Below are 25454 nucleotides of genomic sequence, written 5' to 3'. Positions count from 1 at the left end.
TCCTTAACCCGCTTGCTGTTCTTGTTTTTCGTTTCTTTTGTTCTGGCGTTCTTCAATGTAGTCCATCACTAGCAGGGCCACGGCATTTTCCAGGGCACCACTTTGCTTGGGTGGGGCGGGACGTTCTTCAAAACCCAGTGCTTTTAACCAGGTCTTGCGGTTTAAGCTGTAGGCCAGCACACCGGCAGAGACCACAGTCATACAAAGATAGACAATCATCCCTCCGGAGATTTGAAACTCTTCGCCTTTATCCAATTGACCGGCGATGCTTGCGATGAACAGTGACAGCCCCACGCAGCTCAGAGCCAGCGATCCTATGGTGGAAACAAGGACAAAGGTGATGGCCCGCAGATGCAAAACAAGTTGTTGAGTGATTGCGGTTCCAGGCTCTTTAAAAAGGCTTTTGGCGTTACCAATAAAGAATGAAAGAATCGGCAAAAGAAAGTTCATTTAGTCGTCCTTTCTTTTGTAAAGCATGCGAGCAATCACAAAGCCCGCTAAGGCAGCGATGCCGACGGACACCCACGGATTGTCTTTCACCTTTACAGTTAAAGTGTCCTTAAGATCTTTCATCTGTTCACGGTGTTCGGCCGGGACCTTGTCCTTCAGGGTTTGAGTGTACTGCTTCATTTCCTCTTGCAGTTGCTTTTTGATTTCGGCGATAAGCTGATCGCGATCCATGCTGGCTGTCCCTTCAAGAAGTTGCTTCGGATTAATACGCAGGACTTTTCGGCATGCTTGTAGGGATTGTTTAGGGCGTGCGAGGCAGATGAAGGCTTAGGTCGGGGGATAACCAAGGTCCAGAGTCTTTTTGGATATAAAAAAGCCCGGTGTTTCCACCGGGCTTTGAAGTTTGCTTGTCCGCCGAAGCCTGGGCAAAGGCGGAAAAAACTTTGAAAATACCATCCGCCATCGCTGAAGCTATGGCGGTATAAGCCTTGCGGCTTACTTCTGCTCAGCTGCGCGCTTCGCTTGGTATTTCTTCGCAAGTTCTTCCTGGATGTTGCGAGGTACTGGAGCGTACTTCGCGAATTCCATAGAGAACTCACCTTTACCTTTGGTCGCAGAACGAAGATCTGTGGAGTAACCGAACATTTCTGTCAGTGGTACTTCCGCTTCGATAACTGCGTTTCCTTCGAAGGCAGTAGTGCCCACGATAGAACCACGGCGTTGGTTGATTTGACCAACAGCTGCACCTTGGTATTCGTCTGGAACTGTTGTCTCAAGCTTCATGATTGGCTCAAGAACAGTTGGTTTTGCGTTCGTGTAAACTTCACGAAGAGCCGCCATACCAGCGATTTTAAACGCCATGTATGAGGAGTCGACATCGTGGTACGCGCCGTCTTCCAGAACAACTTCAACACCAACAATTGGGAAGCCGATAAGAGGACCTTTAACAGTTTGCTCTTTGAAGCCTTCTTCAACCGCAGGGATGAATTCTTTAGGAATACGACCACCGACAACTTTGTTTTCAAATTTGAATACAGAGCCGTCTTCTTGTGGTGGAAGTGGAACGATCTTACCAACGATTTTCGCGTATTGACCGGAACCACCAGTTTGTTTTTTGTGAGTGTAGTCGAACGGAGCTTCAACGGAGATAGTCTCACGGTAAGCAACCTGAGGTGCACCCACGATAACTTCACAGTTGAATTCACGCTTCATACGCTCAACATAGATCTCCAAGTGAAGCTCACCCATACCAGAGATGATAGTCTCGTTGGATTCCTCGTCACGGTGAACGCGGAAAGTAGGGTCTTCCTTACGGAACTTTTGAAGAGCTTTGGAGAAGTTGTTCGCTGCAGCTTTGTCTTTCGGCGCAACTGCCAAGCTGATAACTGGTTCAGGAACGTGCATGGATTGCATGGACGCCTGGATCTTGTCATCACAGAAAGTGTCACCGGAAGCACAGTCGATACCGAACAATGCAACGATGTCACCAGCGTAAGCTGTGTCGATATCTTCCATCTTATCAGAGTGCATACGCACCAAACGAGGAATCTTAACAGATTTCTTGTTTGACTGATTGATAACGAAGTCACCTTTGGACATCTTACCTTGGTAAATACGCATGTAAGTCAACTGACCAAATGGAGTCTCTTGAAGTTTGAACGCCAAGGAAACCAATGGTTTGTTGTTGTCTGGTGTAAGGTCGAACTTCTCTTCGTTCTTAGTAAGATCAAGAGCTTGCTCTTTTTTCTCAGCAGGGGACGGAAGATAGTAAGTAACAGCGTCGATAAGACGTTGAACACCTTTGTTTTTGAACGCAGAACCGCAAAGAACCGGAACAAGTTTCAAGCCGATAGTGCCTTTACGGATAGCAGCGCGAAGCTCTTCAAGAGTTGGTTCTTCTTCCATCAAGAATTTCTCTTCGATGGTAGGATCGATATCAGCAAGTTTGCCGATCATGATCTGACGGTATTTCTTAGCTTGATCAACCATGTCTGGTGGGATCTCACCGCGGATAACGTTTTCACCGTCTTTACCTTCGTTGATGTAAGAGCACATTTCCACAAGGTCAACGTGACCTCTGTGTTGGTCTTCTAGACCAATTGGAATAGTGATCATAACAGCATTCAAACGAAGCTTTTCGATCAAAGCGTCAGTTACACGGTAAGGGTTGGCACCTTGACGGTCCAATTTATTTACGAAAGCCAAACGAGGTACGTTGTAACGTTTCATCTGACGGTCAACAGTGATGGACTGGGACTGAACGCCCGCAACACCGCAAAGCAAAAGGATCGCACCGTCAAGAACGCGAAGAGAACGCTCAACTTCAACTGTGAAGTCCACGTGCCCCGGTGTGTCGATCAAGTTGATGGTATAGTCTTTCCACTGAACTTGAGTCGCAGCAGAAGCGATCGTGATACCTTTTTCTCTCTCTAGATCCATGGAGTCCATTGTCGCGCCGACGCCATCTTTACCACGAACTTCGTGGATAGCGTGGATCTTACCTCCATAGAACAAAATACGCTCAGAAGTGGTCGTTTTCCCGGAGTCGATGTGCGCCGAGATACCGATGTTTCTGACCATATCAATATTCCAATTTTTGGACATATCTTTACCCTTCGTTTATATGGTTTTAACCGCTGTTTTCATTAGCAAAATTTATGAAAGCAATCGAATTATCATCAAATACTACTAAGTGCAAAAAAAGATTCTAGCCCAGATTCACGACGCACCGCAACTATCTAGGATGGGAAGCCTTCCGAGCGCCTTCTTCGTAGCGTAAACTGATCGGCACTATGACCGATCTTCTTCACCTTTTAAAAGCGAACTTTCCTTTTACTTCCTTTCGGGGCGAACAGGAGTCCATTCTGCGCAAAGTTTGGGCAAATGAAAACCTGCTGGCTTTGATGCCCACGGGAATGGGAAAAAGCCTCTGTTTTCAGTTCCCAGCCAAGACTCGAGACGGTCTGGTGGTCGTGATCTCGCCCTTGATCGCTCTGATGCAGGATCAGGCTCAGAAAGCCCAGGAGTTGGGGATCTCTGGCACATTTCTAAGCTCCACCTTAAGCCGCGAGGAACGTGAGTCGCGGCAGGAGCGCTTGGCCCAAGGTTCTTATAAACTGATCTATGTGACCCCCGAGCGTTTTCGTAAATCAGAGTTCCTGCGCGCCATCGAAAAGCGTAAAATCCAGCTTTTGGCCGTGGACGAGGCTCATTGTATCTCTCAATGGGGCCATGACTTCCGCCCGGACTATTCGCGGGTGGGGGAGTTTCGGGCCATGCTGGGGAATCCTCCGACCCTGGCTTTGACGGCGACAGCAACCCCCGAGGTCCAAAAGGACATTCTTAAAAAGCTAAACATCGAAGAGGCGCCGATTGTTTCGGCCGGGATCGAACGCCCCAACCTGGCTTTGAATGTGCATGATATCTACGGACTGGATGAAAAAATTCGGGCCATCGTGGGTCTTCGTCATCAGGTTGATGGCGCCGCCATTATTTATTGCTCTCTGATTCAGACGTTAAAAAAAATCTCGTCTTCATTAAGTCGTATGGGAATCAAGCACCTGGTTTATCACGGCGACTTGCCTCCTCAGGATCGCAAGCGCAATCAGAAAGCCTTCCAAAGTGAACAAGCTCCGTTGATGATTGCGACGCCTGCCTTCGGACTGGGGATTGATAAAAGCAATGTTCGTCTTTTGATTCATGCGGAAACTCCGAACTCATTGGAATCCTATTTTCAAGAGGTGGGGCGTGCCGGTCGTGACGGACAGGAGTCCTTCTGTCACTTGTTGTACGATCAGGACGATGTCAGCATTCAGATGGAATTTTTGAAATGGTCTCATCCCGAGCCTGAGTTCATTCGAAAAATCTATCAATTGATAGAAGACAAAAGAATGCAGGTGGATCAGGGGGGATTTGACTTCCTTCGTGAACAAATGAATTTTAGAAATCGCCGGGATTTCCGTTCTGAAGCGGCGGTCAGTATTTTGGAGCGCTGGGGCTGTCTGCAAAAATCCGACGATCCGTTCCCATATGCTTGTATACAAGCGCCGACGGATGAACAGTTCCTGGCGGAAAATGGCGAGGCCATTTTGCGTGCTCAGAACACCAAGCTTTTACAAATGGTGCAATGGGCGAATCAGGACAGCGAGTGCCGGATGAATCGCATCTACAGTTATTTCGGGCATGAGCACGAAACACCTTGTGGTAAGTGTGATGTCTGCTTGGTGAAAATGGAAAATAGGGAATAGAAAAAATAGAGATTCGAAATTTGAAACTTGAGATTGGACTTGGGAGGGCGCGTGAGGGTGGTTTTACTTTTGTTGGGATTGCTTTTTAGTTCGCTTTCTCTGGAGGCAGCGTCGTTGCCTTTGGATAAATTAAAATTGCCACCAGGCTTTGCCATTTCTGTCTGGGCTCGGGTTCCGGGGGCCAGGTCCCTGACGCAGGCGCCAGATGGCCGTGTGTTTGTGGGGTCTCGCTCGGGCGATAAAGTGTATGTCGTTAAAGACGGAAAAGCCCAGGTCTTTGCGCAAGGATTAGAGAGCCCTAACGGGGTTGCGTTTAAAGATGGCAAGGTGTATATCGCCGAAATTTCAAGTATTCATGAGTATGACGGCAGTCCGAAGGCCAAGCTGCCGTTAAAACCTTTGCGAACTTTGCCACAGAAGTTTCCGTCCGATACGCATCATGGTTGGAAGTTTATTCGTTTTGGACCGGATGGCAAACTCTACGTTCCTGTTGGTGCCAATTGTAATATCTGTGATCCTGGGAAGGACTATGCACGCATCTATCGTATTGATGTGAACGGGACCTCCAAGGAAGAGGTCGCTTCGGGAGTGCGCAACACGGTGGGATTTGATTTTCATCCGGTCAGCAAAGAACTGTGGTTTACAGAGAACGGCCGTGACTGGATGGGGGATGATCGTCCCCCTTGTGAGGTCAATCGGCTGACGGTGCAAGGGCAGAACTTTGGTTTCCCTTATTGTCATGGCAAAAACATCGTGGACCCCGAGTTCGGCAAAGGTAAAAAGTGCTCCGACTATGTGTCTCCGGTGGTAGAGTTGCGGGCCCACGTGGCCCCGTTGGGAATGCGATTTTACACTGGTAATATGTTCCCGGCAGAATACCACAACAGCATTCTTCTGGCAGAACATGGCTCCTGGAACCGTTCGACTCCACAGGGGTATCGTCTGACCTTTGTAAAACTCAATGGGTCTCAGGTTGAAAAAACGGAAGGCTTTATTGAAGGCTGGTTGCAGGGCGACTCGGCCTGGGGGCGTCCTGTGGACGTTGAGGTTTTGCCAGATGGTTCCCTCCTGATTTCCGACGACAAGGCCGGGGTGATTTATCGACTTACTTACAAGGCTCAGAAATAATGCAGGGGAAGTTTCGTTCTTCGGTTGATTTTCCAGATGCCCGCGACACTTTGGCAGAGGGGATTATCGCCATCGGGGGAGTTCTCGATGTCGGCACCCTTTACACCGCTTACAGCAAAGGCATCTTTCCGTGGCCACAGCCGGGGCTTCCCATGCTGTGGTTTTCCCCCGAGCAGCGGGGTATTTTGGATTTTCAGGACTTTCACGTGCCGGAAAGTTTAAAACGCTTTCGTCGGCGTCATTCTGAAATAACTTTCACAGTGAACAAGGACTTTCACCAGGTGTTGGAGGAATGCTCCAAGCAGCCGCGTCCGGGTCAGGAAGGAACCTGGATCACGGCGCAGATGAAGCGGGCGTACCTGGAGTTTTTCAAAGCGGGTTATTGCATGTCAGTCGAGGTTCGCGAGAACAACATTCTAATCGGTGGGATCTATGGTGTTCTGGTGGAAGGTGTCTTCAGTGGGGAAAGCATGTTTTATAAAAAGCCCAACGCCTCGAAGCTGGCTCTGTGGCGGCTGGTCGAAGTGCTTTCAGAGATGGGACATCAGTGGATGGATGTGCAGATGGTCACGCCAGTTGTGGCCAGCATGGGTGGCAAGCTTGTGGATCGTGAACAATATCTGGAAATGTTGGAACAGAGACATTTTCAGTACGAAACCACATGATAGGTTTCGTACTGAATTTTAGTTCGAAAGGACTTATTTAAGAAGAACCTGGGCCGCTTTTCCGTCTTTGATTTCATAGACCGAAGCTGTACCCATATATCTTTCAACCTGAATGCCGATCTTCTTTCCCAGTTTTTTTGCGTGCTCGCCATCCGCGGGCAGAACATACAAAGGAATGCCGGATTCAGCCGGTTTTGATTTATCAATTTTTGGCAAAGTGGTGGACTTGATATTGGCAATATTCCAGGATTGAATTTCCACGGCTTGCCATTTGTTATCCTTTTTAGTCAACGCGACGGCATATTGGCGATGCAGATCGCTGCCAAGAAGGACGATATCTTTTTCGCCGTTATTATCCAGGTCTGCAATAAAGGCCATAGGGACACCCTGAGGCTCAACTTCTTTGACCAGACTCAAAATAGATTCACTGTAGTCTTTCAGATCGAAAACAAGAAACTCCGGATTCCAGGAGATCAGAGCTTTTTTTGCTTCTGCTGGCAAAGAGATCTTTGCGTTTCCGTCATTGACGATGACTTCAACCATGCCGGTTTTGGAAACTTCCACGGGGGCGGCATAACAGAAGGTGCCAATCAGTAGGGTAGCAATAAACGGTTTTATCATTAGCGGACTCCTGTGCTTGTTTTGCTGCTGCCACCACTTGATTTTTTCTGTGATGTTTTTCCGTTGGCTCCAAGCTTTTTAGGACAGGATTCGCCACGGGGAACCAGGAATCTGTGATTTCCGATCGTCCCGCAACTGGTCATGTGCCGAGCCCAGTAAGGCCGGGCTACGTCGGGATTATAATAGTAGATAATATCATTGGGTCCTTCGCTGACGGCAAGGCTGACGGCCTTCTTGCATTGCTCCAGGCCTTCGATATCTTCTTCCCGGCTGGGATTGATGTTGTTGGAGTATCTGTCCTGAGTCCAACTGAATTGGGAGTCTTCATACACCACGCCGCATGCACTGTCGGGGTGAGAATCAGCCTCCATACGGGACAGGACCACCTTTGTAACGGCCACCATGCCGTCGAAGGATTCACCACGGGATTCGTGATAGCAATTGCAGACCATGCAATTGGTGGCTGACTGCTTCCTGTTGCAGGTCATGGAGGCGGCCAAGGCCTCGGAGTTAAAAAGGGAAACGCCAATTATTGAAGTCAGTAAGGCAACGATCTGTATTCTCATTAACCTCATATTAACTGTGAAAAGTTGAATCGGAACATTTTTTTGATCTTTAGCAGGATCTTGACTGCTTTACTGTTCCAAACCTTGGGCTTTAGTCCTGGCATCTGGTGGAACGTGAAATGTCACCGTGGTTAGAGGATTTACACTGATTTGCACCTGGACCCACGGGCATGTGGGAACAGGGCTTGCAGCTAAGCGCAGCGATGGAAATGTCAGGTCGTTTTGTCATGTCTGGATTCTTTGCGCTGTTGCTGCTGGCAACGGCGGGGTGTTCTTTTAAGAAGAATCCTGCGCGTACCACCCAGGTGACATTCGTTGAGGAAAAGGCCTCACCTGTGGTCGTTCCAAGTATTGAAGAGATCATTGCCGGAGAGGACGAAGAAAAGTCTATCGAGCAGCTTGCTGAACGTAGGGTGGAGGTTGAAAGGCTTGCTAAAAACATCTCAGCGAGCGCCATTGACTTGGCCATTAAATACAAGAAAACCAAGATCCTGAGTTATCTGCTGGTCAATGGTCACAGTCCATTTGTGTTGAACCAGGACAGCCGGGAGAAGATTGGCTATGACCGTGACCTGAGCATTTTTATGCGATCTGCTCAGCACAACATATTCGAAGATATTTTGAGTCGCTACCATAGGTTTGGTGGTGATGAATCGAAGATATCGGAATTGGATCTTAATAAGGCTTTGGAGGACTATCAGTTTGGGTTTCGGGGCTGTGAAGACCTTGCTGACACGATTATGGAGGCGATGTATCTACAGAGCAAGCCAAGGTCTCCTTTTATGTTCTCTGCACTAATTGGAACGAAATACTGTGCCGCCTATAAAGACTATTTTTCTTCCGATAGAATTTCCAAATGGATTGGATTCGAATACGTATATCAGTATCAGTCTGGGTTCCGAGAGATCAACTTTCTTAAAGATCTTATGTCTTTGAAAAAGAATATTACAATCCGTCTGGTGCTTCCAGCGGGTGGCTTGCATGCCGACTATAAGGGCCTGATTTCAAGTCATGTGCTCGTTGATCCCATAGGTATGTTGATGTTAAAAAGACCATGCTTCGAGAATGCCGATTTATTTGATGAATGGATGCTCGTTGCCAAGAGCTTGATTGACTCCGAAGGCCCGCGACCCTCTTCTCCTTACCTGTTTGCTGATGAAATTGATGGGCTTGGTGAAGCTTGTGGAGATGAAGGAAATTACTGCTCGGAGAATCTCTCTAATGTTGACAGTCTGTGGACGCTCTATCGGTATGAGTTTCCTGAAAGTCGTTTTTCATGGGCTCAGTTCCGCAGCCTTTACATAGGCCGTGCGGTCAATGAGAGTGAATATAAGGTTTTCCCGAAAGAGCTTAAAATATTCCGCGAAGAGCTGTGTCGGGTCCCTGAAAGGAGAGTTTTATGATCAAGGTGGCTTTCTTGATTCTTCTCTTTGCTCTTATTCAGGGGTGTTCTTTTGGGAAAAAGACAACGGAAGCAAATAATATAACAGCCAGGGGAGAGAGGGGTACGCAAGGCCTGTCAATGCCGCAAAAGAATCTGCTGGCGGCGGTAAAGTTGGGTAATCTTTCGTTGGTAGAACAGGCATTTTCTAAGTTGCAGTTGACGGAGTATTCATTCGGAGGATCGGCCGAAACTCCGCTAGGCATTGCCTTACGAACCAATAATCTGGAAGTGGCCAAGTTTTTAGTTGAAAGAGCAGTTGATATATACAACTTGGGAGATATCCAGTCTTCTTTTGAGGAAGATCTCCTTAAAAATCGCAACCACAAGCTTATGACTCAATTGGGACACGCGAAGATTGCTCAGAAAATGCAGATTAGCTTTAGTGAAACTGAGCAATTCCTTTCTAATGTTTACGCAAACAGTGTTAGCGAAATCCTTGCTAAAATAAAAAACGGAGATATCCGCGGATTCACAGCCAGGGTAGGTCTGTATGGTATGTCCTGCTTGCTTCTGAAAACCCAACTGATACAAAGTGTGCAGCTTGGGGAGCTTTCTGATATGGGAAAGGCAGTCGAATTTATCGAGAGGTTGCCCTGTGATGAACAGTTAAAGTCCGGCAGCTTACATATACTCTACGAGGCGGAGCTCATCCGTCAATTCCAGAGGCTGTTCGAAGATCCTCGTCTATTGGGTTACTTGAGCCGTCAACCTCAGCTTAAGACAACAATGTGGGATATCGATTCGTCTGGAATTTTGATGCATCCTAATTTGCTATTTAGGATTGCTCTCTCAGAGGATAATCTTTTTTTGAAGGGAGATCAGGTCTATCCTTGTGGCCGCACTGAGGATGATGAGGATTATGATCAGGAGCTTTGTGACGCCAAAATGAAGATCTTTAATGAGGCCGGAATCAAAGCTTCGGATTTTGAGTTGATAGAAACCCGAAATGGCAGAATCGTTAGATCTTATCGTAATGTCTACAGATATGTACGCTCCATACTGGCAGAGGCTGATGCTCTGTATTTTCTTGTCAGCTTTTATATGTCGGGAAAACCGGATATGGCAAATATTAGCGTACCGTTCGTTCAGGATATAGAAGTTGAAAAATTAGGAGAGTCAATTCCGTGGAGTCTTGTTCGTCCATCCCGACCCAAACCAACAGTGCAGATGACTGATGAGTATGACGAAGAGGAATGGTACACCAAGCAGCAGCGGTTGAAGCGCGAGAGAGAGGACAGGGAAATTGAGGAGGAGAAAAGAGAAAGTATGGTATCCGAAAAAGATAGCGTATCTCAATAGGTTCAATTTCAGCTCATTAAATGCCCAATTCTTGTGTCTCAGTTTGAGACAGTACTCATGGTTCAGTCATAGAGCCTATTTATGAATAAGGTTTATGAAAGCGACTTTCCGACGGGCAAGATTTGTCCTGTGATCATTCTGTTGACAAGATAAACGTGCTTAACTCGTCGTAGTCTCCGGCATAGTACTTGCTGCTCATTATTTTGAATAAATTAACCATGGGAGTGGTCATGTCGAAAGTAAAAGCAGTTGCGAAGAGTCTAGTCACGCTATCTCTATTAACACAACATGTGTCGATGGCAGAGGCCAACTCACGCGTGGAACGCCCCCCTCAGTTCGTTTTGCTTGCATTTGATGGTTCCTACGAAAACTCCTTTTGGAAAGAATCGCGTAAATTCGCTCAGGATATGAAGTATCGCGGTGTTGATATGAAATTTACGTACTTCATATCAGGCGTTTACTGGCTTCATGAAAAAAATTACGCTCTTTACATGCCACCACACAAAGAAGTTGAGTTTTCATCTGCGCGACAGAGACAACGAGAGGTTGAACGTCGTAACGAGGAAGCTCGAGATGAGTCTATATCTTCGGCAACACGTAAACGTATCCGTGGCCAGTATTCAGATATTGGCTTCGGGGACACACCTCAAGATGTGGCAGTCCGTATTGACGAAGTTAATGCTGCCTATGAAGAAGGGCACGAAATTGCATCTCATGCTAATGGTCACTATCAAGGTGGAGACAGGGATAAAGGGAAAAGTCGTCGTTGGACCGTCGATCAATGGCGTTCCGAGTTCAAACAGTTCATTAATCTGATATTCAATGCTTTTGAGAATAATGGAATTCAGAATCGTACAAAGTACCGTACTGGCTATGCTTTTGGCCCCAAAGATATTGTTGGGTTCCGTGCACCAACTTTGGATACGAATTCAGCTATGTTTGAAGCATTAAAGGACTATAAATTTAAGTATGATACATCCGGCGCAAAATCGGCACCGGAATTTTCTAAGTGGCCAGAGAAAAATATGCATGGCACCTGGTTGTTTCCGTTGGGTTTAATTCAGGTTGTCGGAGCAAGCTATAAGACTGCCTCTATGGACTATAACTTTTATGCGAATCAGTCGGGTGGAATGGATGATAAGGCCAATGCAGATAAATATCGTAAACAGATGACTAAATCGTATTTAAAATATTTCAATGACAACTACTATGGGGACAGATCGCCGGTACATATAGGTCACCACTTCTCTAAGTGGAATGGCGGTGCCTACTGGGAGTCCATGAAGGAGGTTGCTGCAGAGATTTGTGCAAAACCTGATGTTCGATGTGCAACTTATTCCGAGTATGTGAAGTGGCTGGAGTCTCAGGACAAGGCAGATCTTGCGGCTTACGCGCGTGGGAAGTTTGATAAATTGTCAGCTCCATTGAGTTTAAAAGCTGAAGAAGTTGTGGGGCAAACTGAAGTGCGCCTTTCTAGGGAAGGGAATTTGTTTAAAGGCGCCTTTAAAATGGATCGTCTATCAAAGATGTTAGGGTATCAGACAGGCTTACAGGTAAATAATGCACTTCAGTCCGATGCAAGTATAGATTTACAGAAACTGCGAAGCTCATCACTAAAAGGGTCTGATGTGGTTGTGAGTGCAGTTGTAATGAATAAACAAGGAATGAAGGTTAATTCCTACTCCTTAAAGATTCGAAACTTGGGCTTGGATAGCGAGATGATTGATGAGAAAACCATCGAAGAGCGTGCAATGCTTGGCGATTTACCAGAGGCGCACATGCATGATGGACATGAGCATGAGGGGCATTAGAAAGAATTTTCAGTTTATACTGTTTGGATTTGTCCTGGGGAGCCTAATTGGCTGCTCAGGACAGCCTGATTATGCCACCTCTATTGGTGGGCAAGGAATAATTGGTGGGGAGTTTGTCGACCCGACTGATCAGGTGTCCCACCACGCAACAATGCTGGTAAATCTTGAAACAAATGAAATCTGCTCCGGAGTGCTGGTTTCATCAAAGGTCGTTTTAACTGCGGCCCATTGCCTGCCTTCTGAGAGAGAAAATATCAAAGCCTACTTCTCTAATAGCCCATTAAATGAAGATGCAGACGTCGAGTTTCGTGAGGTAAGTAGAGTTGTACAGCATCCACAGTATTCAGCAGACAAAGAACTGGATTCGGTGGACTTGGCCGTACTAATTTTGGCGGTCGACGTGCCAGCAGGCTATCTGCCTGCTTCAATAGATGATTATGATGAAATAAAAATAGGGACCGAAGTCATATTGACAGGTTATGGTAATAGCACGGCCACCAGCTCTGAGGGCTTTGGAGAACTTCGTAAAGTTGCCACGAATATTTCTAAAGTAACTGGGCCCCTTTTTTTTGAGATTGATCAGGTGAACGGCAGAGGGATTTGTGACGGTGACTCGGGTGGTCCTGTGTTTAGAGTTAATACGGGCAAACTGACCCTTATTGGTATTAATAAGCTTACATACGATAAAAATGGAACTGGCTACGCGAGTTGTTTGACCATGAGCCAGTATACGTCTCTACAAGACCGCGCGATAAAGCGCTGGATTATGGAGCTTATTCGCAAGCATCGCTGAATTCATCGTTCCGATCGAAAAAATTCTAGCGGATATCAAGAATCAACTGTAAGTTGGGTCATGCTTCTTATTAATACCCATAAATTAGAGAAATCCTTTGCAGGCAAGGTCCTGTTTAAGAACGTCAGCCTTGGAATTGAAGAAGGTGAGCGTGTTGGTCTGGTCGGCCCCAATGGAGCCGGTAAATCCACGCTGCTGAAGATTCTTGCCGGACGAATGAGTCCCGATGCAGGGGAAGTGACGGCAAAAAAAGGTCTGCGCCTGGGATATCTAGAGCAAACTCCTGTTTTCAAGCCCGGTGAAACCATCCTGGAAGCTATTTTGAGTAAATGTCAGGACGAGCACGAATCCATCGGGTCCGCTTATGAGTGGATTGCCCGCTTGGAACTTTCCCAGTTTGGCGAGAACTTCCTGGTTCAGGATTTGTCTGGTGGTTGGAAGAAGCGTGTGGCCCTGGCTCGCGAACTGGTGCTGGGTCCTGAATTGCTGCTGCTGGATGAGCCGACGAATCATCTGGATGTTTCCAGCATCATGTGGCTGGAGGAGTTCCTAAGTCGCGCTCCGTTTGCGACATTGACGATCACGCACGACCGTTTATTCTTGCAGCGAACGGTGACCAAGATCTTTGATCTGGATCCAAAGAACCCCAACTATCTGATTTCCACAAATGGTGGATATCTGGAGTTCTTGGAAGCAAAAGAGATTTTGCTGGCTGGACAGGAGCAAAAAGAGCTGGCGATGAAGAACACTCTTCGCCGTGAAACTGAATGGCTTCGTCGAGGAGCCAAGGCGCGTCTGACAAAACAAAAAGCACGAATTGAGCGGGCCGGTACCTTGAAGGAAGATGTCGAAGAGCTTTCTGCCAAGAATACCGCTCGCAAAGTAAAAATTGAATTTAAGGAAACCGATCGCAATCCGCAAAAGCTGATCGAGGTGGATCATGTCACGAAGTCTTACGATGGTCGCGTGCTGTTTAAAGACTTTAGCTATTTGGTGACGCCAAAGACTCGTTTGGCTTTGTTGGGGGACAACGGTTCAGGAAAGTCCACCTTGATTCGTATTTTGTTGCAGCAGGAGCAGCCGACCTCGGGACGGGTGGTTCAGGCCGACAAGTTGAAGATTTCCTATTTCGAACAAAACCGTGAAACCTTGAAGCCCAAGGAATCAGTTCTTAAAAACATCTGCCCTGACGGGGACTATGTTCATTATCAGGGGCAGTACGTCTTTGCGCGCAGCTATTTGGAAAGATTCCTGTTTAATCGTCAGCAGATGGATCTTCCGGTCGAAAAGCTTTCTGGTGGTGAACAAAGCCGCCTGCGTATCGCCCAGTTGATGCTCAACGAAGCCCAGGTTCTTATTCTGGACGAGCCGACCAACGATCTGGATGTGGCAACACTAACCGTGTTGGAAGAGTCCTTGAAGGAATTTAACGGGGCCGTGATTTTAGTCACGCACGATCGTTTCTTTATGGACCAGGTGGCAACAGACATCCTGGCCTTCCATAAGCAGCCTGACGGCGAAACCACCATGGAGCGCTTTGCGGGTTATCTGCAGTGGGAAGAGTGGTTTGAGGAGCAAAAAGAACTTCAGGCGCAGGAACTGAAGAAGGAAAAGAAAGTGGAAAAGGCGGCAGCTGCAAGCAAGCCAGTGAAACTTTCTTTCAAAGAAAAGTTCGAACTGGAGAACATGGAAACCACGATCTTTGATCTTGAAGCCAAGCTATCCGACCTGCAAGCGGAAGCAGGCAAGCCGGAAGTTGTTAGTCAGGCCAGCAAGGTTCAAGAGCTGTATGCGCAGATTTCAGCTTTGCAGACAAAGATAGAAGGTTTGTACGCGCGCTGGGCTGAGCTGGAAAAGAAGACCCAGGGTCCAGGTTAAAAAAAAGGGGGAGAGCAAACTGCCTCCCCTTCAAATCAACTATTGTTATATCAATATTTAAGGTTGTTTTTCCAGGGTGAACTTACCACCACCGAAACCAACACTTGTTGTCATATCACCGACAAAAGCGCCATTTACAACTGTGCCATAAATACTGGCTTTGTAGTTGGAGCCAGGGTTGAAGCGCGGAGTACCTTCCAGTGTCAAACGCGGAGGGTTTGATTCAAAGTCGTATTCGCCCTTCAGGTTCAAAGCCACGGTTCCGCTGGCGTCATCAGCACGGTTGAAGTCACCGATCAGTGTCGGAACAGTGATCGCACCGTTTGGAACTTCCTGAATGTAAAGTTTCACGGTGATACCCACGGATTTTCCGTCAAAGGTGCCACCGACCTGTTTCAGGGAGCCTGTGTAAGTGCCCACGATCGTGTTCAGCTTTGCACGAATACGCTCGTAGTAAGCGACTTCTTCGCGACCTGAGTTGTTGCCGGAATTTTCACGAGTTTTCAAGACCACGTCCAGAATTCCAATGGAACCAGCGATGCCTTTGGCTTCACCCACGATTTTATCGCCATTCACGCGAGCATCGATGGTTTGAATGTCATCGCGACCCAAGCCGGATAGATCTTTTAGATTTACCATTGAGATTGCACCCGTTTCTTCGGTCAACGCCACGATAAAGTCGAAGTTGCCGCCAGCTTTTTTCAAAGTCGCGTGAAGCTGGGAAACCAAACGAGTCGAGCCATCAGAGTTTTTGCCATTAGCCACTTTGAGGTCGAAGAAAACCAGATCCACTTCCTGAGCGCCATCCGCTGTGGTCAGGGTGCCTTTGTAAGTCCCGATCACAGGCTTATAGCTTTTTTGCAAAGCTTGATTTCTTTCGTTCTCGCGTTGTTTGTCAGCGTTTTTGTCCTGGTCAAAAGCGCAAGCGGACAAGCTAAGAACTGTCATGGCAAGGATAAGATTTTTTAACATGGTAACCCCTCTTTAAAAATTAAAAACTATTTGTCAGTGGCCGGAGCATCATCCGGGATCAGTTCGTCCCGGCTGGCGGCCCACTCATTCAATGCGATGGCGTAATCACCCAGCGCACGGATGTACTGTACTTCTGAGTCGAAGTAATTGTTCATCGCCGTGATCAGAATGGAAATATCAGTACGGCCCTGGTTGTAGGATCGGTTCAGCTCTTGAGAAGCCTTTTCACGGTAACCTTTTTGTTTCAGGGCACTTTGAACAACGGCATAAGTTGATTGAACTTTGCGTTGCGCCTGCAATTCGGTGTCTTCAGCCTCCAGCAGCTGACGGCTCAAGCGAGTCGCCTCAAGATCTTTGGTCAGCTTACGGTTGATGATCTTTTCGTTCTGAACATCAGAACCGAATTTGTACTCAAAACGCAATCCCATATAATATTTCGGACGGGAACCCGATACGACATCAGAATAGGAACCTTCGGAGTTCTCATCCACACCTGTGGTATATACTTTTCCGACAAAGTTCAAAGTCGGATAGCTTTCAGATTCAGCAGCAGACAGGGATTCAGCTGCAGCTTCCACCTTGAGTTTCTGTGAACGAACGGAACGCAAGTCTTCCACCTTTTTGGTTGGAAGTTTCGGTACCGGGGGAATGCCTTCCGGGATCTGGAATTTGATCTCTGTGCCTGGCTCCAGGGAAAGCAGGGTGATCAGATTTTCCAGGTTGTTCAGGTATTCAGTGGAAGAGGTTTTAACTCTTTGTTCGCGAGTTTCAAATTCGGCCTGAATTTGCGGCAGATCGCCTGGGTTTGAGTAGCCCAAAGAGGTTTTGCGTTTGACGGCATCAACCAGCTTTTTTGTGCGATCACGGGAGGCAACAGATTCTTTGAAGTTCTCCTGCGCAACATAAGTGTTCCAGAACTGGCGGATTGCATTGAGTACAACGTCTTCCAGATCATTGGCGCGGGTGATGGTCTGCGCTTCGTAAGTCAGCTCCGCCGCGTTCACGTTGCCACGGTCGGCAACCCCGAAGAAGTTACCCAATAGAGCCTGTTCCAGCAACAAACCGGCACTGTCCAAAGTCTGCTCGCTAGGCGGTGGGTTGGTGGGAGAGCCGTCATAGTCAGCCTTTTGTGACAAGCGACTTAGCTCCAGACCCAGCGTCGTTCCGGTGGTGAAAGGTTTGTTCAGACTGACGGTGGTTTTATAGCGTTCAAATTTGTCTTCTTTGATATCGGAAGAAGTCAGCAAAGAGGCCGACTTGTCATATTCAAATCCGCTTTCCGCTTTCAAGGTCCAGTCATACTTGGACAAGGCCTCGGCCGGAGCCAGACGGAACTGCTGGTACTTCAGATTGACTTCCTTGGTTTGAAGTCCCTGCTTCAGAACCAGTTCTGCCACCGTTCTTTGATTCAAAGTCATTTCTTTGGGAGCTTGGGCATAAGCTCCCGACATTGCAGTCGTACTGAGGAGGGCGAGAAAAACTTTTACCATGTTACTTTTGTCCCTAATTCAAAGTTGTCTTTTTGAAGTGCGATTTCAGAGCTGTCTTTAAGAGATCGTTGTGTCCATTCAGTGAAGACCGACCATTTGCTCCCGATCAGGAAATCAAACCCATAGGTCATGGCATTGAAGGATCCTGTCTTGGAGAAAGTCGCAAAGTCGTTGGAGCTGGTCTGTGTGTAGCTCAGGCTGCCGATCTGTGGAGAAACATTCAGAGACAACCAGCGCAGGCGATCCCAGGAAACATTCAGGACCGGGCCACCGCTGAACAAAGTTGTGTTCAAGCGAGCATCGTTGATTTCAAATCCAGAATTCAGAGTGACAGACGTTTCTTGGGACGCCAGATGGCCTTTGGCGCGCAAGCCGACTTTCCACAAAATCTGCTTGGTTGCGAAAGCGGGACTTAGAACACCCAGCTCCAGACCTGGCATCACGGTTGTGCCATTTTGACCAAGATCAAATGTGCCTGAACCCTCTTTGGTGGCGAAACCCTCGGGCTGGAAGTTTTGAAGAGAAAGGGCTGCGGAATACTTCCAGCTGCGCGTGATGATTTCCGGGCGCGGATCTTTCAGTGTCAGCATTCCTGGAACTTGCGCATCGGTGGCTGTGGCTTTTTCCAGTCCTTCAAACTTCGCTTCGGCAACGGCTTGCTGTTTCAGGCTGAGTGCGCTGCAAACAACGGAAGAGAAAAGAACGGATAGAAAAAGACCCCATTTCATACTGTCACCCCTGAATAAATGTGCGTCAGAAATAGACTGCGGGTAGGGGGCTGTCAACCCTCCATTGACTTGCTTTGGCGTCCTTTATAAATCCTATCATTTCAAGGCTTTGAGAGCGTTGTGTTGAAAGAAAACCAGATGACTAATTTCAACGCTTTACCTACAGTGGCTAGGAATTTTTAAGGGGTGAGCATGAGGTTATCCGATATTTCTATTAAGAATCCTGTATTTGCGTGGATGTTAATGTTCGGTCTGATGATATTCGGATTGATCTCATTCTCACGCATGGGTGTCAGCCAGATGCCGGATGTGGATTTCCCTACCGTGACTGTCAGCGTCACGCTGAGTGGTGCTGCTCCTGAGGTGATGGAAACCCAGGTGGTGGATCCCATTGAAAGTGCCCTGATGACGGTGGAGGGGATTGAATCCATCAAATCCAACAGTAAAACGGGGACCGCCAGCATTACGGTGGAATTCGACCTGGATCGCAACATCGATCTGGCTGTTCAGGATGTGCAGGCAAAGATTTCCGGTATTCAGCGCTTGTTGCCGGATGATGTGGATCCTCCGACAATCTCCAAAACCAATCCGGATGATCAGCCAATCCTGTGGTTGGCTCTGACTTACGATAAAAACGATCCCGAATTCATGATGCGTTATGCGCGTGACTATCTGAAAGACCGCTTCACCACAGTCGAAGGTGTCGGTGACATCTTCCTGGGGGGATACACCGATCCGGTGATGCGCGTGCATGTGCGCCCGAAAGATCTTCTTCGTTATAATATTTCTGTGAACGACGTGATGGATGCCATCCGCAGCGAGCACTCGGAAGTACCGGGCGGCTATATCCAGACTGAAAAAAAGACCTTCAACGTTCGCACGATGGGTGAGGCGAAAACGGAAGAGGAGTTCCGCAACATCGTCGTCAGCAAGCGTGGTGGTCGTGCGGTGGCCGATCCCACGAATATGGTGCGCATCTCCCAGGTGGCCGATGCCAGCATGGGTTTGGACAAAATTGAAAAGATGTCCCGCTTTAACGGCAAGACGGCACTGGGCCTAGGAATTCGTAAACAGCGTGGAACGAACGCTGTTTCTGTGGCCCGCGCGGTAAAAGAAAAAATTGTCGAGATTCAAAAGCAATTGCCCGAAGGCATGAACATTCAGGTGAACTTTGACAGTACAAAGTTCATCGAACAATCCGTGGGCGAGCTGAACAAACACTTGGTGCTGGCGGTGATCTTCACGTCCATCGTGTGCTGGATGTTCCTGGGAAGCTGGTCGGCCACCTTCAACGTGCTATTGTCGATTCCGACCTCGCTTTTAGGGGCGTTCATCGGTCTTTATTTCCTGGGTTACACGCTAAATACATTCACCTTGTTGGGTCTGACATTGGCGATCGGTATCGTCGTGGATGATGCCATCATGGTTCTGGAAAATATCTTCCGGTACAATGAAAATGGGCGGGGGCGCATTGAATCCGCTATTCTGGGTGCGCGCGAAATTTCCTTTGCTGCGATGGCAGCAACGGCCGCCGTTATTGCGATCTTCCTTCCGGTAGCCTTCATGAAGGGGATCATCGGGAAGTTCTTCATGCAGTTCGGGGTGACGATTTCCATCGCGGTCTTCCTGTCTTTGGTGGAATCCCTGACGATCACGCCGATGCGTTGTGCAGGGTTTGTTCACCATGGTGAAAGAAAAACGAAATTGGGTAAGGGCTTTGAGGCCTTCATGGAAGCCACGCGCCTGGGTTATGATCGCTGGTTGCGCGTGACCTTGCAGCATCCGTGGAAAGTTTTGATCGGATCTTTGGTGTTTGTTGCTGTGTCCTTTATCTCGATCAAATTCCTGAATAAGGAAATGAGTCCGGCGCAGGATCAAAGCATCTTCATGGCCCGTTTGATCATGCCGGTGGGAACGTCCCTGGCTTACACGGATCAGCAGACACAAAAAGCTGAAAAGTGGCTGTTGTCCCGTCCGGAAGTGAAGCAGGTCTATGCCGCTCTTGGTGGCTTCGGCGGTGGTGCTTCGGATGCCAACGTCACGATGATGTTTATCACCCTGAAGGAAAAGAAAGAGCGTGGGGCGGATCCGGAAACAGGCAAGGTTCTGTCGCAGCAGGAATTCATGCAGGTGGCCCGTACCAACCTGGCAAAAATCGAAGACATGCGTCCGGTCCTGATGGACTTGTCACAGCAAGGTTTCTCAGGTGGCCGCGGTTATCCGATCGAGTTCACGATCCTGGGATCGGACTGGGATAAGCTGGCGAAGTACACAGAACAGATGATGAAGGCGATGTCCGACAGCGGTCTGATGGTCGACGTGGATTCCAACTATCTGTTGGGTATGCCTGAAATTCAGGTGAAGCCGGATCGTATCTCGGCGGCTCATCACGGGGTCAGTATTGCTTCTATTGGCTCCACGGTCAGTGCGTTGATCGGCGGGGTGAAGGTCGGAGAATATCCGCAAGGTGGGCATCGCTATGACATCAAGGTGAAACTGGTCGACCAGGGCAATCCTCTGGATGAGATCAAAACTTTGTTCGTCGGTAACACGGTCGGAAATCTGATTCCTCTGCCACGAGTCACCAAAGAAGAAGTGGGTTCAAGCCTTCAATCTATTTCGCGATCCAACCGTCAAAGAGCGATCACTGTGACCGCCAATATGAAGCCGGGTGTGTCCCAGCAGGCGGCCATGGCCTATGTTGAGGAAACAGCCCGAAAGATCCTGGAGCCGGGTTATATGATTGATCAGGGCGGAAGCTCCAAGACCTTCAAAGAATCCTTCCAGAGTTTGATCTTTGCTTTGGTCATGGGTCTGGTGATCGCCTACATGGTTCTGGCCAGCCAGTTCAACTCGTTCATTGATCCTGTGACGATCCTGATGGCTTTGCCGTTCAGCTTCAGTGGCGCGTTCTTCGCCCTGCTGATTACGGGTCAGTCGTTGAATATGTTCTCGATGATTGGTTTGTTGTTGTTGATGGGTATCGTGAAAAAGAACTCGATCCTGTTGATTGAATTCACCAATACCGTTCGTGATCGCGGAACAAGTGCCGCCATGGATGCGCTGATTGAAGCGTGTCCGACGCGTCTTCGTCCGATTCTGATGACGTCGGTGGCGACAATTGCAGCGGCCATCCCTTCGGCTACAGCGCGCGGAGCCGGTTCTGAAACCATGCGCCCGATGGCAATTTGTCTGATCGGTGGGGTTGTGGTTTCTACAGCCCTGACTTTGTTCGTTGTTCCGGCTGTTTACCTGCTGATGGATAAGTTTAAGAAGCGTGATGAAGTGCGGGAAAAAACCAAGCAGGCCTTCGCGGCCGTGGGTAACGAAGCCCTTGATGTCTAATAAGAAAAAGCCCGGGACAGTGATCTGTACCCCAAAAAGTGGACAGATAAATAAAAGGGTCCTCTAAGTGAAACCTCGGCATTCTGCCGGGGTTTTTCCTTTTAAGCCCCATTGGGGACGTTCGTTATTGTAGTAGTTAATATAACGGTCTATCTCTGCTACCAATTCCTCAAACGTATGGCAACTTTGAAGATCCACTTCATCTTTTAAATGACCAAAAAAACTTTCTATAGGCGCATTGTCCAGGCAGTTGCCTTTTCTGGACATGGACTGGGTGACACCCCACTTAGACAAAAGATCTCGATACGTCTTGGATGTATAGTGACACCCTTGGTCCGAATGCATGATCAAACTCTCTGGCTTTCGGCTGAATAGGTCTTCCAGGCCTCGAATCGCAACGTGTAGTCCAGCTCCAGGAGAAACCGTATAGTGGACGATATCTTTCACTGCCAAGTCTTTTACGGCTGACAGATAAGCCCTGTTTCCTTTGCCATAGTCTAAGTAGGTAATGTCTGTTGAATAAACTGTGTCTTTCTTTTCAACATTAAATTGCCTGCTTAGGATGTTCGGACTTACCCGGTGTTCCTCACCTGATGCCCAGCCTTGCTTGTACTTATTCTTACGTCGGATAGTCGCCTGAAGGCCGTACTTCTTCATTAACCGTCTAATTTTCTTCAGGTTCATGTTGATCCAGAAGTGGCGTTGCAAAAGCATCTTTATTGTCCTAGCGCCGGCTTTACCCCTTCTATACGCAAAAATGATTTGCACCCATTCCGCGTCTGTTGTGATGACCTGGGGAGATGCTCTTTGGGCAAACCAGTAGTAATAGCCACTGGTACTGACTTGAGCCTGAGCGCACAGCCTGCTGAGACATAGATCAGGCCGATGATTGACCGCCTTGCTAATCAACGCGAACTTTTCTTGTTTGCGTATTTTGCCTCCAAGGCGCGGAGCTTTTTTAGGAAGTCGTTCTCCGCGCGAAGATAAGCGATTTCATCTTCTGCTGATTTAAGCTTTTTTCCCTTGGGTCGACCTGTAGACTTAGAACCTCGGCGGTCTTTCTTTAATCCACCTTCTTGGGTAGACATCTTTTCCCAACGCTGAAGGCACTTCTTGGCATAATCCACACCAAATAAGGATAGGTTAATACCAGCATCTTTAAAAATTTGACTAGGAGTTTGTCCCTCTTCCCGAAGCCTTAAGGCCCTAACCTTAAATTCGGGGGTATAGGCAACATTGGACTGCGTTACCTTTAGAACATTCGGATTCTTCTCAAGATCTCGGCGATCTCTTTCGGACAGTGAGCCCATGATCTGCTTCCTTTTTATACGAAAATACCCCAAAAATGGGACAGGGTCTTTTATTTTCCTGTCCGAAATTTGGGGTACAGATCAACAGCCCGGGCTTTTTTATTTTCTAATCTTTTCCAGAAGAATCCGGCCTCCGGTGCCTTTTTTCCCGTACTTGTCCTGAGGGTTGCGCAAAAGGGCAGGTTGCCGCTATCTGGCTGGCTGTCGCCAAGCCTGTGTTCTAACGACTCCACATTACGGAGCGCATGGACAGCGCTCCCATCTCGAATCCTTCATACGGATAGCTGATCGAGTCACTTTCTGTGGAGGCTCCGTAAGCATACAGAAGCGGCAGATAGTGCTCAGGGGTTGGAACGCTCAGCGTGGCGCTTTCGCCCAGATCTTCATAGCCCGTCAGGGTTTTGTCATCGCGCTTTTCCAAGGCATCTTTGATTTTGGCATCAAACTCTTCCGCCCAGGGCAATCGAGCTGTGGGATTTCTCCACTGCACTAGGCGCAGGTTGTGGACGATATTGCCACTGCCGATGATCAGCACACCCTGTTCGCGCAGGGGACGAAGTTTTTTTCCCATCTCGATGTGTTGTTCTGGCGTCTTGGTGACATCCAAACTGACTTGAAAGACGGGGATATCCGCATGCGGGTACAGGTGAGTCAGAACAGACCAGGTGCCGTGATCCAGGCCCCATTTGTCATAGAGTTCGGACTTGGGAAGAAGGCGTTGGGCGTCGTGGGCAAGATTAAGAGGCCCCCGAGCAGGATACTGCACATCAAAGAGGGCCTTGGGAAATCCATAGAAATCGTGAATCGTGGGAGGGTCGGGGTGATACAGAACCTTGGTTCCTTCTGTCTCCCAGTGGGCAGAGACAGAAAGAACCGCCTGTGGCCTGGGCAGGGATCTGCCCAATTGGTTTAAGCTTTCCGTGAAGGGATTCTTGTCGAGCGCATTCATCGGAGAGCCGTGGCCAAAAAACAGCACAGGCATCAGGGAGGGCATATATTAACCTTTCTTGGCAGCAGGTTTAGCAGCTTGGATCTTTAGAATCAAAGTCACTTCGTCACCTACAACCGGACCTGCCTCAACAACACTGCTCCAGTTCAAACCGAAATCTTTACGGTTGATTTTGCCTGTCGCAGAGAAGGCCACCTTGTTGTTACCGTAAGCGTCGTTCACGTCGCCCAGATATTTAACATCCAAGGTCACTTCTCTAGTTTTACCTTTGATTGTCAAATCGCCAACGATTTTTAGGGCCTCTGGCGTGCCAATCACTTTTTTAGTGACGAATGTCATCTTAGGGTTTTTTGCCACATCGAAGAAGTCCGCACTTTTCAAGTGATCATCGCGGTCTTTGTTTTCGGTACTGATGCTTGCCACATCCACATTCAGGCTGGCTTTGGATTTTTCAAGCTTTGAATCGACAACCAAAGAACCATCAAACTTTGAAAAGCGACCCTCCACGGTCGAGATCACCAAGTGAGGAATCTCAAATCCGATTTTGGAGTGAGCGGGGTCAATATTGTAGCTGCCCGCGGGAATGCTTTGGCCCGCAAATGCAGAAAGACTTGCCAGTGTTACCAGGGAAGAAAGAATAAGTGATTTCATGTAAGGTCTCCTTTTTTTTGTTTGTTCGACCCGTTTAGTATCGAGCGATTTTGATTATTGCGTAAGGTGACACATTCGAGATAAACTGTTGCGTATATGGAACAATTTGATCTCAATCAGATACGGACATTTGTAAAACTCGTGCAGGCTGGAAGCTTTACCAAGGCGGCCGAAGTTATCAAACAACCCAAATCCCGCGTCAGTCGAAGGCTGTCGGCGTTGGAAAAGGAACTTGGGGTTCAGCTGATTTATCGAACCACGCGTCAGTTTCAGCTGACGGAAATGGGGCGGGTTTATTACGAGCGGGCCCGGGGGTTGATTGAAGGTCTGGAAACATTAAGTGGCGAAGTCAGTGAATCCACCTCGGAAATTTCCGGAGTGATCAAAGTCACAGCCTCGGATGATATGGGCGTCAAGCAGTTGCCTTTGATCTTGGATGAATTCACCCGTCAGTATCCTCGGGTGCGTTTTGATCTGTACCTGACCCAAGCCTATGTGGATCTGGTGAAAGAATCCGTGGATGTGGGGATTCGCATCGGGAATCTGAAGGATAGCTCCTTGAAGGCGCGAAAGGTTGGAACAGTTCGCAGTGTGCTGGTGGCTTCACCTGGTTTTTTGGAGCGTTACAGGGTTTCTGAGGATTTGGAAAAACTCAGTGCGGCTCCGTTTCTGGCGATGACCCAGAATCCTAAGCTGGAGGTGGTGCGGACCTCGGATGGAAAACGACTGAGTTTAAAAACCAATCCCGTTCTCAGTGCCAACAATCCGGCCTTGTTGCTGAAGATGGCCGTGCTGGGGAAGGGTTATGCCTACATCCCTGAATTCCTGTGCAAAGAAGAACTGCGCGACGGACGTTTGATTCATATTCATAAGAATCTGCGCAGCGAAGAAGTGCCCGTCAGTCTGGTTTCGCCGGATACGAAAGAAACCTCCCAGAAGGTGAAGCGCTTTATGGACTTCGCCTATAAGCGCCTTAAAGAGGAATATTTTGGTTAGTTTCGCGCGAAACACGCTCTAGCGGTGACGGTTCTTGCCTGGTGTGCAGAGTTTAAACAGGAGAGGGAGTCTCAGATCTCACTAAGGGGATCCTGCTTTGCTTTTGGGTGG

Annotated in this window: 22 protein-coding genes; 10 read left to right on the top strand and 12 right to left on the bottom strand. The window is 48.2% G+C overall.

From position 1 onward, the window contains the following. Nucleotides 1–3: 3 nt before the first annotated feature. The 3 genes from ACZ5ZV_RS15115 to fusA all read right to left on the bottom strand — a co-directional run bounded on the left by ACZ5ZV_RS15115 (nucleotide 4) and on the right by fusA (nucleotide 3054). Nucleotides 4–450, bottom strand: a complete 447-nt coding sequence (locus ACZ5ZV_RS15115) for a hypothetical protein (protein ID WP_464118027.1) — start codon at nucleotides 448–450, stop codon at nucleotides 4–6. Then, a complete protein-coding gene (locus tag ACZ5ZV_RS15110) occupies nucleotides 451–681 on the bottom strand; it encodes a hypothetical protein (RefSeq protein ID WP_464118026.1) in 231 nt (76 codons plus the stop codon). It abuts the gene before it with no gap. Nucleotides 682–945: 264 nt separating this feature from the next. After that, nucleotides 946–3054 carry an elongation factor G gene (fusA, locus tag ACZ5ZV_RS15105; protein ID WP_464118025.1) on the bottom strand — a complete coding sequence of 703 codons (2109 nt, stop codon included), beginning with the start codon at nucleotides 3052–3054 and terminating at the stop codon, nucleotides 946–948. Nucleotides 3055–3242: 188 nt separating this feature from the next. Here fusA and ACZ5ZV_RS15100 point away from each other — a divergent pair, with 188 nt between their 5' ends. From ACZ5ZV_RS15100 to aat, 3 genes are read left to right on the top strand one after another with little or no spacing between them, the layout of a single operon-like run. After that, complete coding sequence (locus ACZ5ZV_RS15100; RefSeq protein WP_464118024.1) at nucleotides 3243–4697, top strand: RecQ family ATP-dependent DNA helicase; 1455 nt, start codon at nucleotides 3243–3245, stop codon at nucleotides 4695–4697. A gap of 57 nt (nucleotides 4698–4754) precedes the next feature. Next, nucleotides 4755–5825, top strand: a complete 1071-nt coding sequence (locus ACZ5ZV_RS15095) for a PQQ-dependent sugar dehydrogenase (protein WP_464118023.1) — start codon at nucleotides 4755–4757, stop codon at nucleotides 5823–5825. After that, nucleotides 5825–6490 carry a leucyl/phenylalanyl-tRNA--protein transferase gene (aat, locus tag ACZ5ZV_RS15090; RefSeq protein WP_464118022.1) on the top strand — a complete coding sequence of 222 codons (666 nt, stop codon included), beginning with the start codon at nucleotides 5825–5827 and terminating at the stop codon, nucleotides 6488–6490. The genes ACZ5ZV_RS15095 and aat overlap by 1 nt, the downstream gene beginning before the upstream one ends. Before the next feature lie 33 nt (nucleotides 6491–6523). On the opposite strand, the gene ACZ5ZV_RS15085 is transcribed toward aat, so the two are convergent. Both ACZ5ZV_RS15085 and ACZ5ZV_RS15080 read right to left on the bottom strand, forming a co-directional pair. After that, nucleotides 6524–7111, bottom strand: a complete 588-nt coding sequence (locus ACZ5ZV_RS15085) for a hypothetical protein (RefSeq protein ID WP_464118021.1) — start codon at nucleotides 7109–7111, stop codon at nucleotides 6524–6526. Beyond that, nucleotides 7111–7677 (bottom strand): cell wall hydrolase, encoded by a 567-nt coding sequence (locus ACZ5ZV_RS15080; protein WP_464118020.1) that lies wholly within the window; start codon nucleotides 7675–7677, stop codon nucleotides 7111–7113. The genes ACZ5ZV_RS15085 and ACZ5ZV_RS15080 overlap by 1 nt, the downstream gene beginning before the upstream one ends. A 170-nt stretch (nucleotides 7678–7847) precedes the next feature. Between ACZ5ZV_RS15080 and ACZ5ZV_RS15075 the strand changes: the two genes are divergently transcribed. From ACZ5ZV_RS15075 to ACZ5ZV_RS15055, 5 genes are all read left to right on the top strand, one after another. After that, complete coding sequence (locus ACZ5ZV_RS15075; protein ID WP_464118019.1) at nucleotides 7848–9080, top strand: hypothetical protein; 1233 nt, start codon at nucleotides 7848–7850, stop codon at nucleotides 9078–9080. Then, a complete protein-coding gene (locus ACZ5ZV_RS15070) occupies nucleotides 9077–10420 on the top strand; it encodes a hypothetical protein (protein ID WP_464118018.1) in 1344 nt (447 codons plus the stop codon). The genes ACZ5ZV_RS15075 and ACZ5ZV_RS15070 overlap by 4 nt, the downstream gene beginning before the upstream one ends. 230 nt (nucleotides 10421–10650) lie before the next feature. After that, nucleotides 10651–12231: a polysaccharide deacetylase family protein gene (locus ACZ5ZV_RS15065; protein WP_464118017.1), complete on the top strand. Its 1581-nt coding sequence runs from the start codon at nucleotides 10651–10653 to the stop codon at nucleotides 12229–12231. After that, entirely contained in the window at nucleotides 12203–13024 is an 822-nt protein-coding gene (locus ACZ5ZV_RS15060) for a S1 family peptidase (protein ID WP_464118016.1), read from the top strand. Before ACZ5ZV_RS15065 ends, ACZ5ZV_RS15060 begins: the two co-directional genes overlap by 29 nt. 60 nt (nucleotides 13025–13084) lie before the next feature. Next, nucleotides 13085–14902, top strand: a complete 1818-nt coding sequence (locus ACZ5ZV_RS15055) for an ABC-F family ATP-binding cassette domain-containing protein (protein WP_464118015.1) — start codon at nucleotides 13085–13087, stop codon at nucleotides 14900–14902. A gap of 57 nt (nucleotides 14903–14959) precedes the next feature. On the opposite strand, the gene ACZ5ZV_RS15050 is transcribed toward ACZ5ZV_RS15055, so the two are convergent. The 3 genes from ACZ5ZV_RS15050 to ACZ5ZV_RS15040 are packed head-to-tail and all read right to left on the bottom strand — an operon-like array spanning nucleotide 14960 to nucleotide 18092. Beyond that, nucleotides 14960–15874: a hypothetical protein gene (locus ACZ5ZV_RS15050; protein WP_464118014.1), complete on the bottom strand. Its 915-nt coding sequence runs from the start codon at nucleotides 15872–15874 to the stop codon at nucleotides 14960–14962. Between the two features lie 26 nt (nucleotides 15875–15900). Further along, nucleotides 15901–17364 carry a TolC family protein gene (locus tag ACZ5ZV_RS15045; protein WP_464118013.1) on the bottom strand — a complete coding sequence of 488 codons (1464 nt, stop codon included), beginning with the start codon at nucleotides 17362–17364 and terminating at the stop codon, nucleotides 15901–15903. Then, a complete protein-coding gene (locus ACZ5ZV_RS15040) occupies nucleotides 17358–18092 on the bottom strand; it encodes a hypothetical protein (RefSeq protein WP_464118012.1) in 735 nt (244 codons plus the stop codon). Before ACZ5ZV_RS15040 ends, ACZ5ZV_RS15045 begins: the two co-directional genes overlap by 7 nt. A 192-nt stretch (nucleotides 18093–18284) precedes the next feature. Between ACZ5ZV_RS15040 and ACZ5ZV_RS15035 the strand changes: the two genes are divergently transcribed. After that, on the top strand, nucleotides 18285–21437 hold the full coding sequence (locus tag ACZ5ZV_RS15035) for an efflux RND transporter permease subunit (RefSeq protein WP_464118011.1): 3153 nt from the start codon (nucleotides 18285–18287) through the stop codon (nucleotides 21435–21437). Between the two features lie 63 nt (nucleotides 21438–21500). On the opposite strand, the gene ACZ5ZV_RS15030 is transcribed toward ACZ5ZV_RS15035, so the two are convergent. The 4 genes from ACZ5ZV_RS15030 to ACZ5ZV_RS15015 all read right to left on the bottom strand — a co-directional run bounded on the left by ACZ5ZV_RS15030 (nucleotide 21501) and on the right by ACZ5ZV_RS15015 (nucleotide 24347). Beyond that, nucleotides 21501–22346, bottom strand: coding sequence for an IS3 family transposase (locus ACZ5ZV_RS15030; protein ID WP_464117088.1), 846 nt, complete (start codon nucleotides 22344–22346; stop codon nucleotides 21501–21503). Beyond that, nucleotides 22343–22747, bottom strand: coding sequence for a transposase (locus tag ACZ5ZV_RS15025; protein WP_464117089.1), 405 nt, complete (start codon nucleotides 22745–22747; stop codon nucleotides 22343–22345). The genes ACZ5ZV_RS15030 and ACZ5ZV_RS15025 overlap by 4 nt, the downstream gene beginning before the upstream one ends. 220 nt (nucleotides 22748–22967) lie before the next feature. Beyond that, nucleotides 22968–23741 carry a 4,5-DOPA-extradiol-dioxygenase gene (ygiD, locus tag ACZ5ZV_RS15020; RefSeq protein ID WP_464118010.1) on the bottom strand — a complete coding sequence of 258 codons (774 nt, stop codon included), beginning with the start codon at nucleotides 23739–23741 and terminating at the stop codon, nucleotides 22968–22970. 3 nt (nucleotides 23742–23744) lie between these two features. Further along, a complete protein-coding gene (locus tag ACZ5ZV_RS15015; protein WP_464118009.1) occupies nucleotides 23745–24347 on the bottom strand; it encodes a YceI family protein in 603 nt (200 codons plus the stop codon). Nucleotides 24348–24443: 96 nt separating this feature from the next. Here ACZ5ZV_RS15015 and ACZ5ZV_RS15010 point away from each other — a divergent pair, with 96 nt between their 5' ends. After that, nucleotides 24444–25343, top strand: a complete 900-nt coding sequence (locus tag ACZ5ZV_RS15010; RefSeq protein ID WP_464118008.1) for a LysR family transcriptional regulator — start codon at nucleotides 24444–24446, stop codon at nucleotides 25341–25343. The last annotated feature ends 111 nt before the right edge of the window (nucleotides 25344–25454 follow it).

This window comes from Bdellovibrio sp. HAGR004, from assembly GCF_055397015.1.
Note: the sequence above shows the minus strand (reverse complement) of the source record. Positions and strands in the feature narration are given on the sequence as shown.

What these genes read in the sequence shown, in the direction of transcription:
- ACZ5ZV_RS15100 (WP_464118024.1), top strand. Translation starts at nt 3,243, where the DNA reads ATGACCGATCTTCTTCACCTTTTAAAAGCGAACTTTCCTTTTACTTCC.
- ygiD (WP_464118010.1), bottom strand. Translation starts at nt 23,741, where the DNA reads ATGCCCTCCCTGATGCCTGTGCTGTTTTTTGGCCACGGCTCTCCGATG.
- aat (WP_464118022.1), top strand. Translation starts at nt 5,825, where the DNA reads ATGCAGGGGAAGTTTCGTTCTTCGGTTGATTTTCCAGATGCCCGCGAC.
- ACZ5ZV_RS15110 (WP_464118026.1), bottom strand. Translation starts at nt 681, where the DNA reads ATGGATCGCGATCAGCTTATCGCCGAAATCAAAAAGCAACTGCAAGAG.
- ACZ5ZV_RS15010 (WP_464118008.1), top strand. Translation starts at nt 24,444, where the DNA reads ATGGAACAATTTGATCTCAATCAGATACGGACATTTGTAAAACTCGTG.
- ACZ5ZV_RS15055 (WP_464118015.1), top strand. Translation starts at nt 13,085, where the DNA reads ATGCTTCTTATTAATACCCATAAATTAGAGAAATCCTTTGCAGGCAAG.
- ACZ5ZV_RS15040 (WP_464118012.1), bottom strand. Translation starts at nt 18,092, where the DNA reads ATGAAATGGGGTCTTTTTCTATCCGTTCTTTTCTCTTCCGTTGTTTGC.
- ACZ5ZV_RS15070 (WP_464118018.1), top strand. Translation starts at nt 9,077, where the DNA reads ATGATCAAGGTGGCTTTCTTGATTCTTCTCTTTGCTCTTATTCAGGGG.
- ACZ5ZV_RS15025 (WP_464117089.1), bottom strand. Translation starts at nt 22,747, where the DNA reads ATGGGCTCACTGTCCGAAAGAGATCGCCGAGATCTTGAGAAGAATCCG.
- ACZ5ZV_RS15050 (WP_464118014.1), bottom strand. Translation starts at nt 15,874, where the DNA reads ATGTTAAAAAATCTTATCCTTGCCATGACAGTTCTTAGCTTGTCCGCT.
- ACZ5ZV_RS15060 (WP_464118016.1), top strand. Translation starts at nt 12,203, where the DNA reads ATGATGGACATGAGCATGAGGGGCATTAGAAAGAATTTTCAGTTTATA.
- ACZ5ZV_RS15035 (WP_464118011.1), top strand. Translation starts at nt 18,285, where the DNA reads ATGAGGTTATCCGATATTTCTATTAAGAATCCTGTATTTGCGTGGATG.
- ACZ5ZV_RS15015 (WP_464118009.1), bottom strand. Translation starts at nt 24,347, where the DNA reads ATGAAATCACTTATTCTTTCTTCCCTGGTAACACTGGCAAGTCTTTCT.
- ACZ5ZV_RS15075 (WP_464118019.1), top strand. Translation starts at nt 7,848, where the DNA reads ATGTGGGAACAGGGCTTGCAGCTAAGCGCAGCGATGGAAATGTCAGGT.
- ACZ5ZV_RS15085 (WP_464118021.1), bottom strand. Translation starts at nt 7,111, where the DNA reads ATGATAAAACCGTTTATTGCTACCCTACTGATTGGCACCTTCTGTTAT.
- ACZ5ZV_RS15115 (WP_464118027.1), bottom strand. Translation starts at nt 450, where the DNA reads ATGAACTTTCTTTTGCCGATTCTTTCATTCTTTATTGGTAACGCCAAA.
- ACZ5ZV_RS15080 (WP_464118020.1), bottom strand. Translation starts at nt 7,677, where the DNA reads ATGAGAATACAGATCGTTGCCTTACTGACTTCAATAATTGGCGTTTCC.
- fusA (WP_464118025.1), bottom strand. Translation starts at nt 3,054, where the DNA reads ATGTCCAAAAATTGGAATATTGATATGGTCAGAAACATCGGTATCTCG.
- ACZ5ZV_RS15045 (WP_464118013.1), bottom strand. Translation starts at nt 17,364, where the DNA reads ATGGTAAAAGTTTTTCTCGCCCTCCTCAGTACGACTGCAATGTCGGGA.
- ACZ5ZV_RS15065 (WP_464118017.1), top strand. Translation starts at nt 10,651, where the DNA reads ATGTCGAAAGTAAAAGCAGTTGCGAAGAGTCTAGTCACGCTATCTCTA.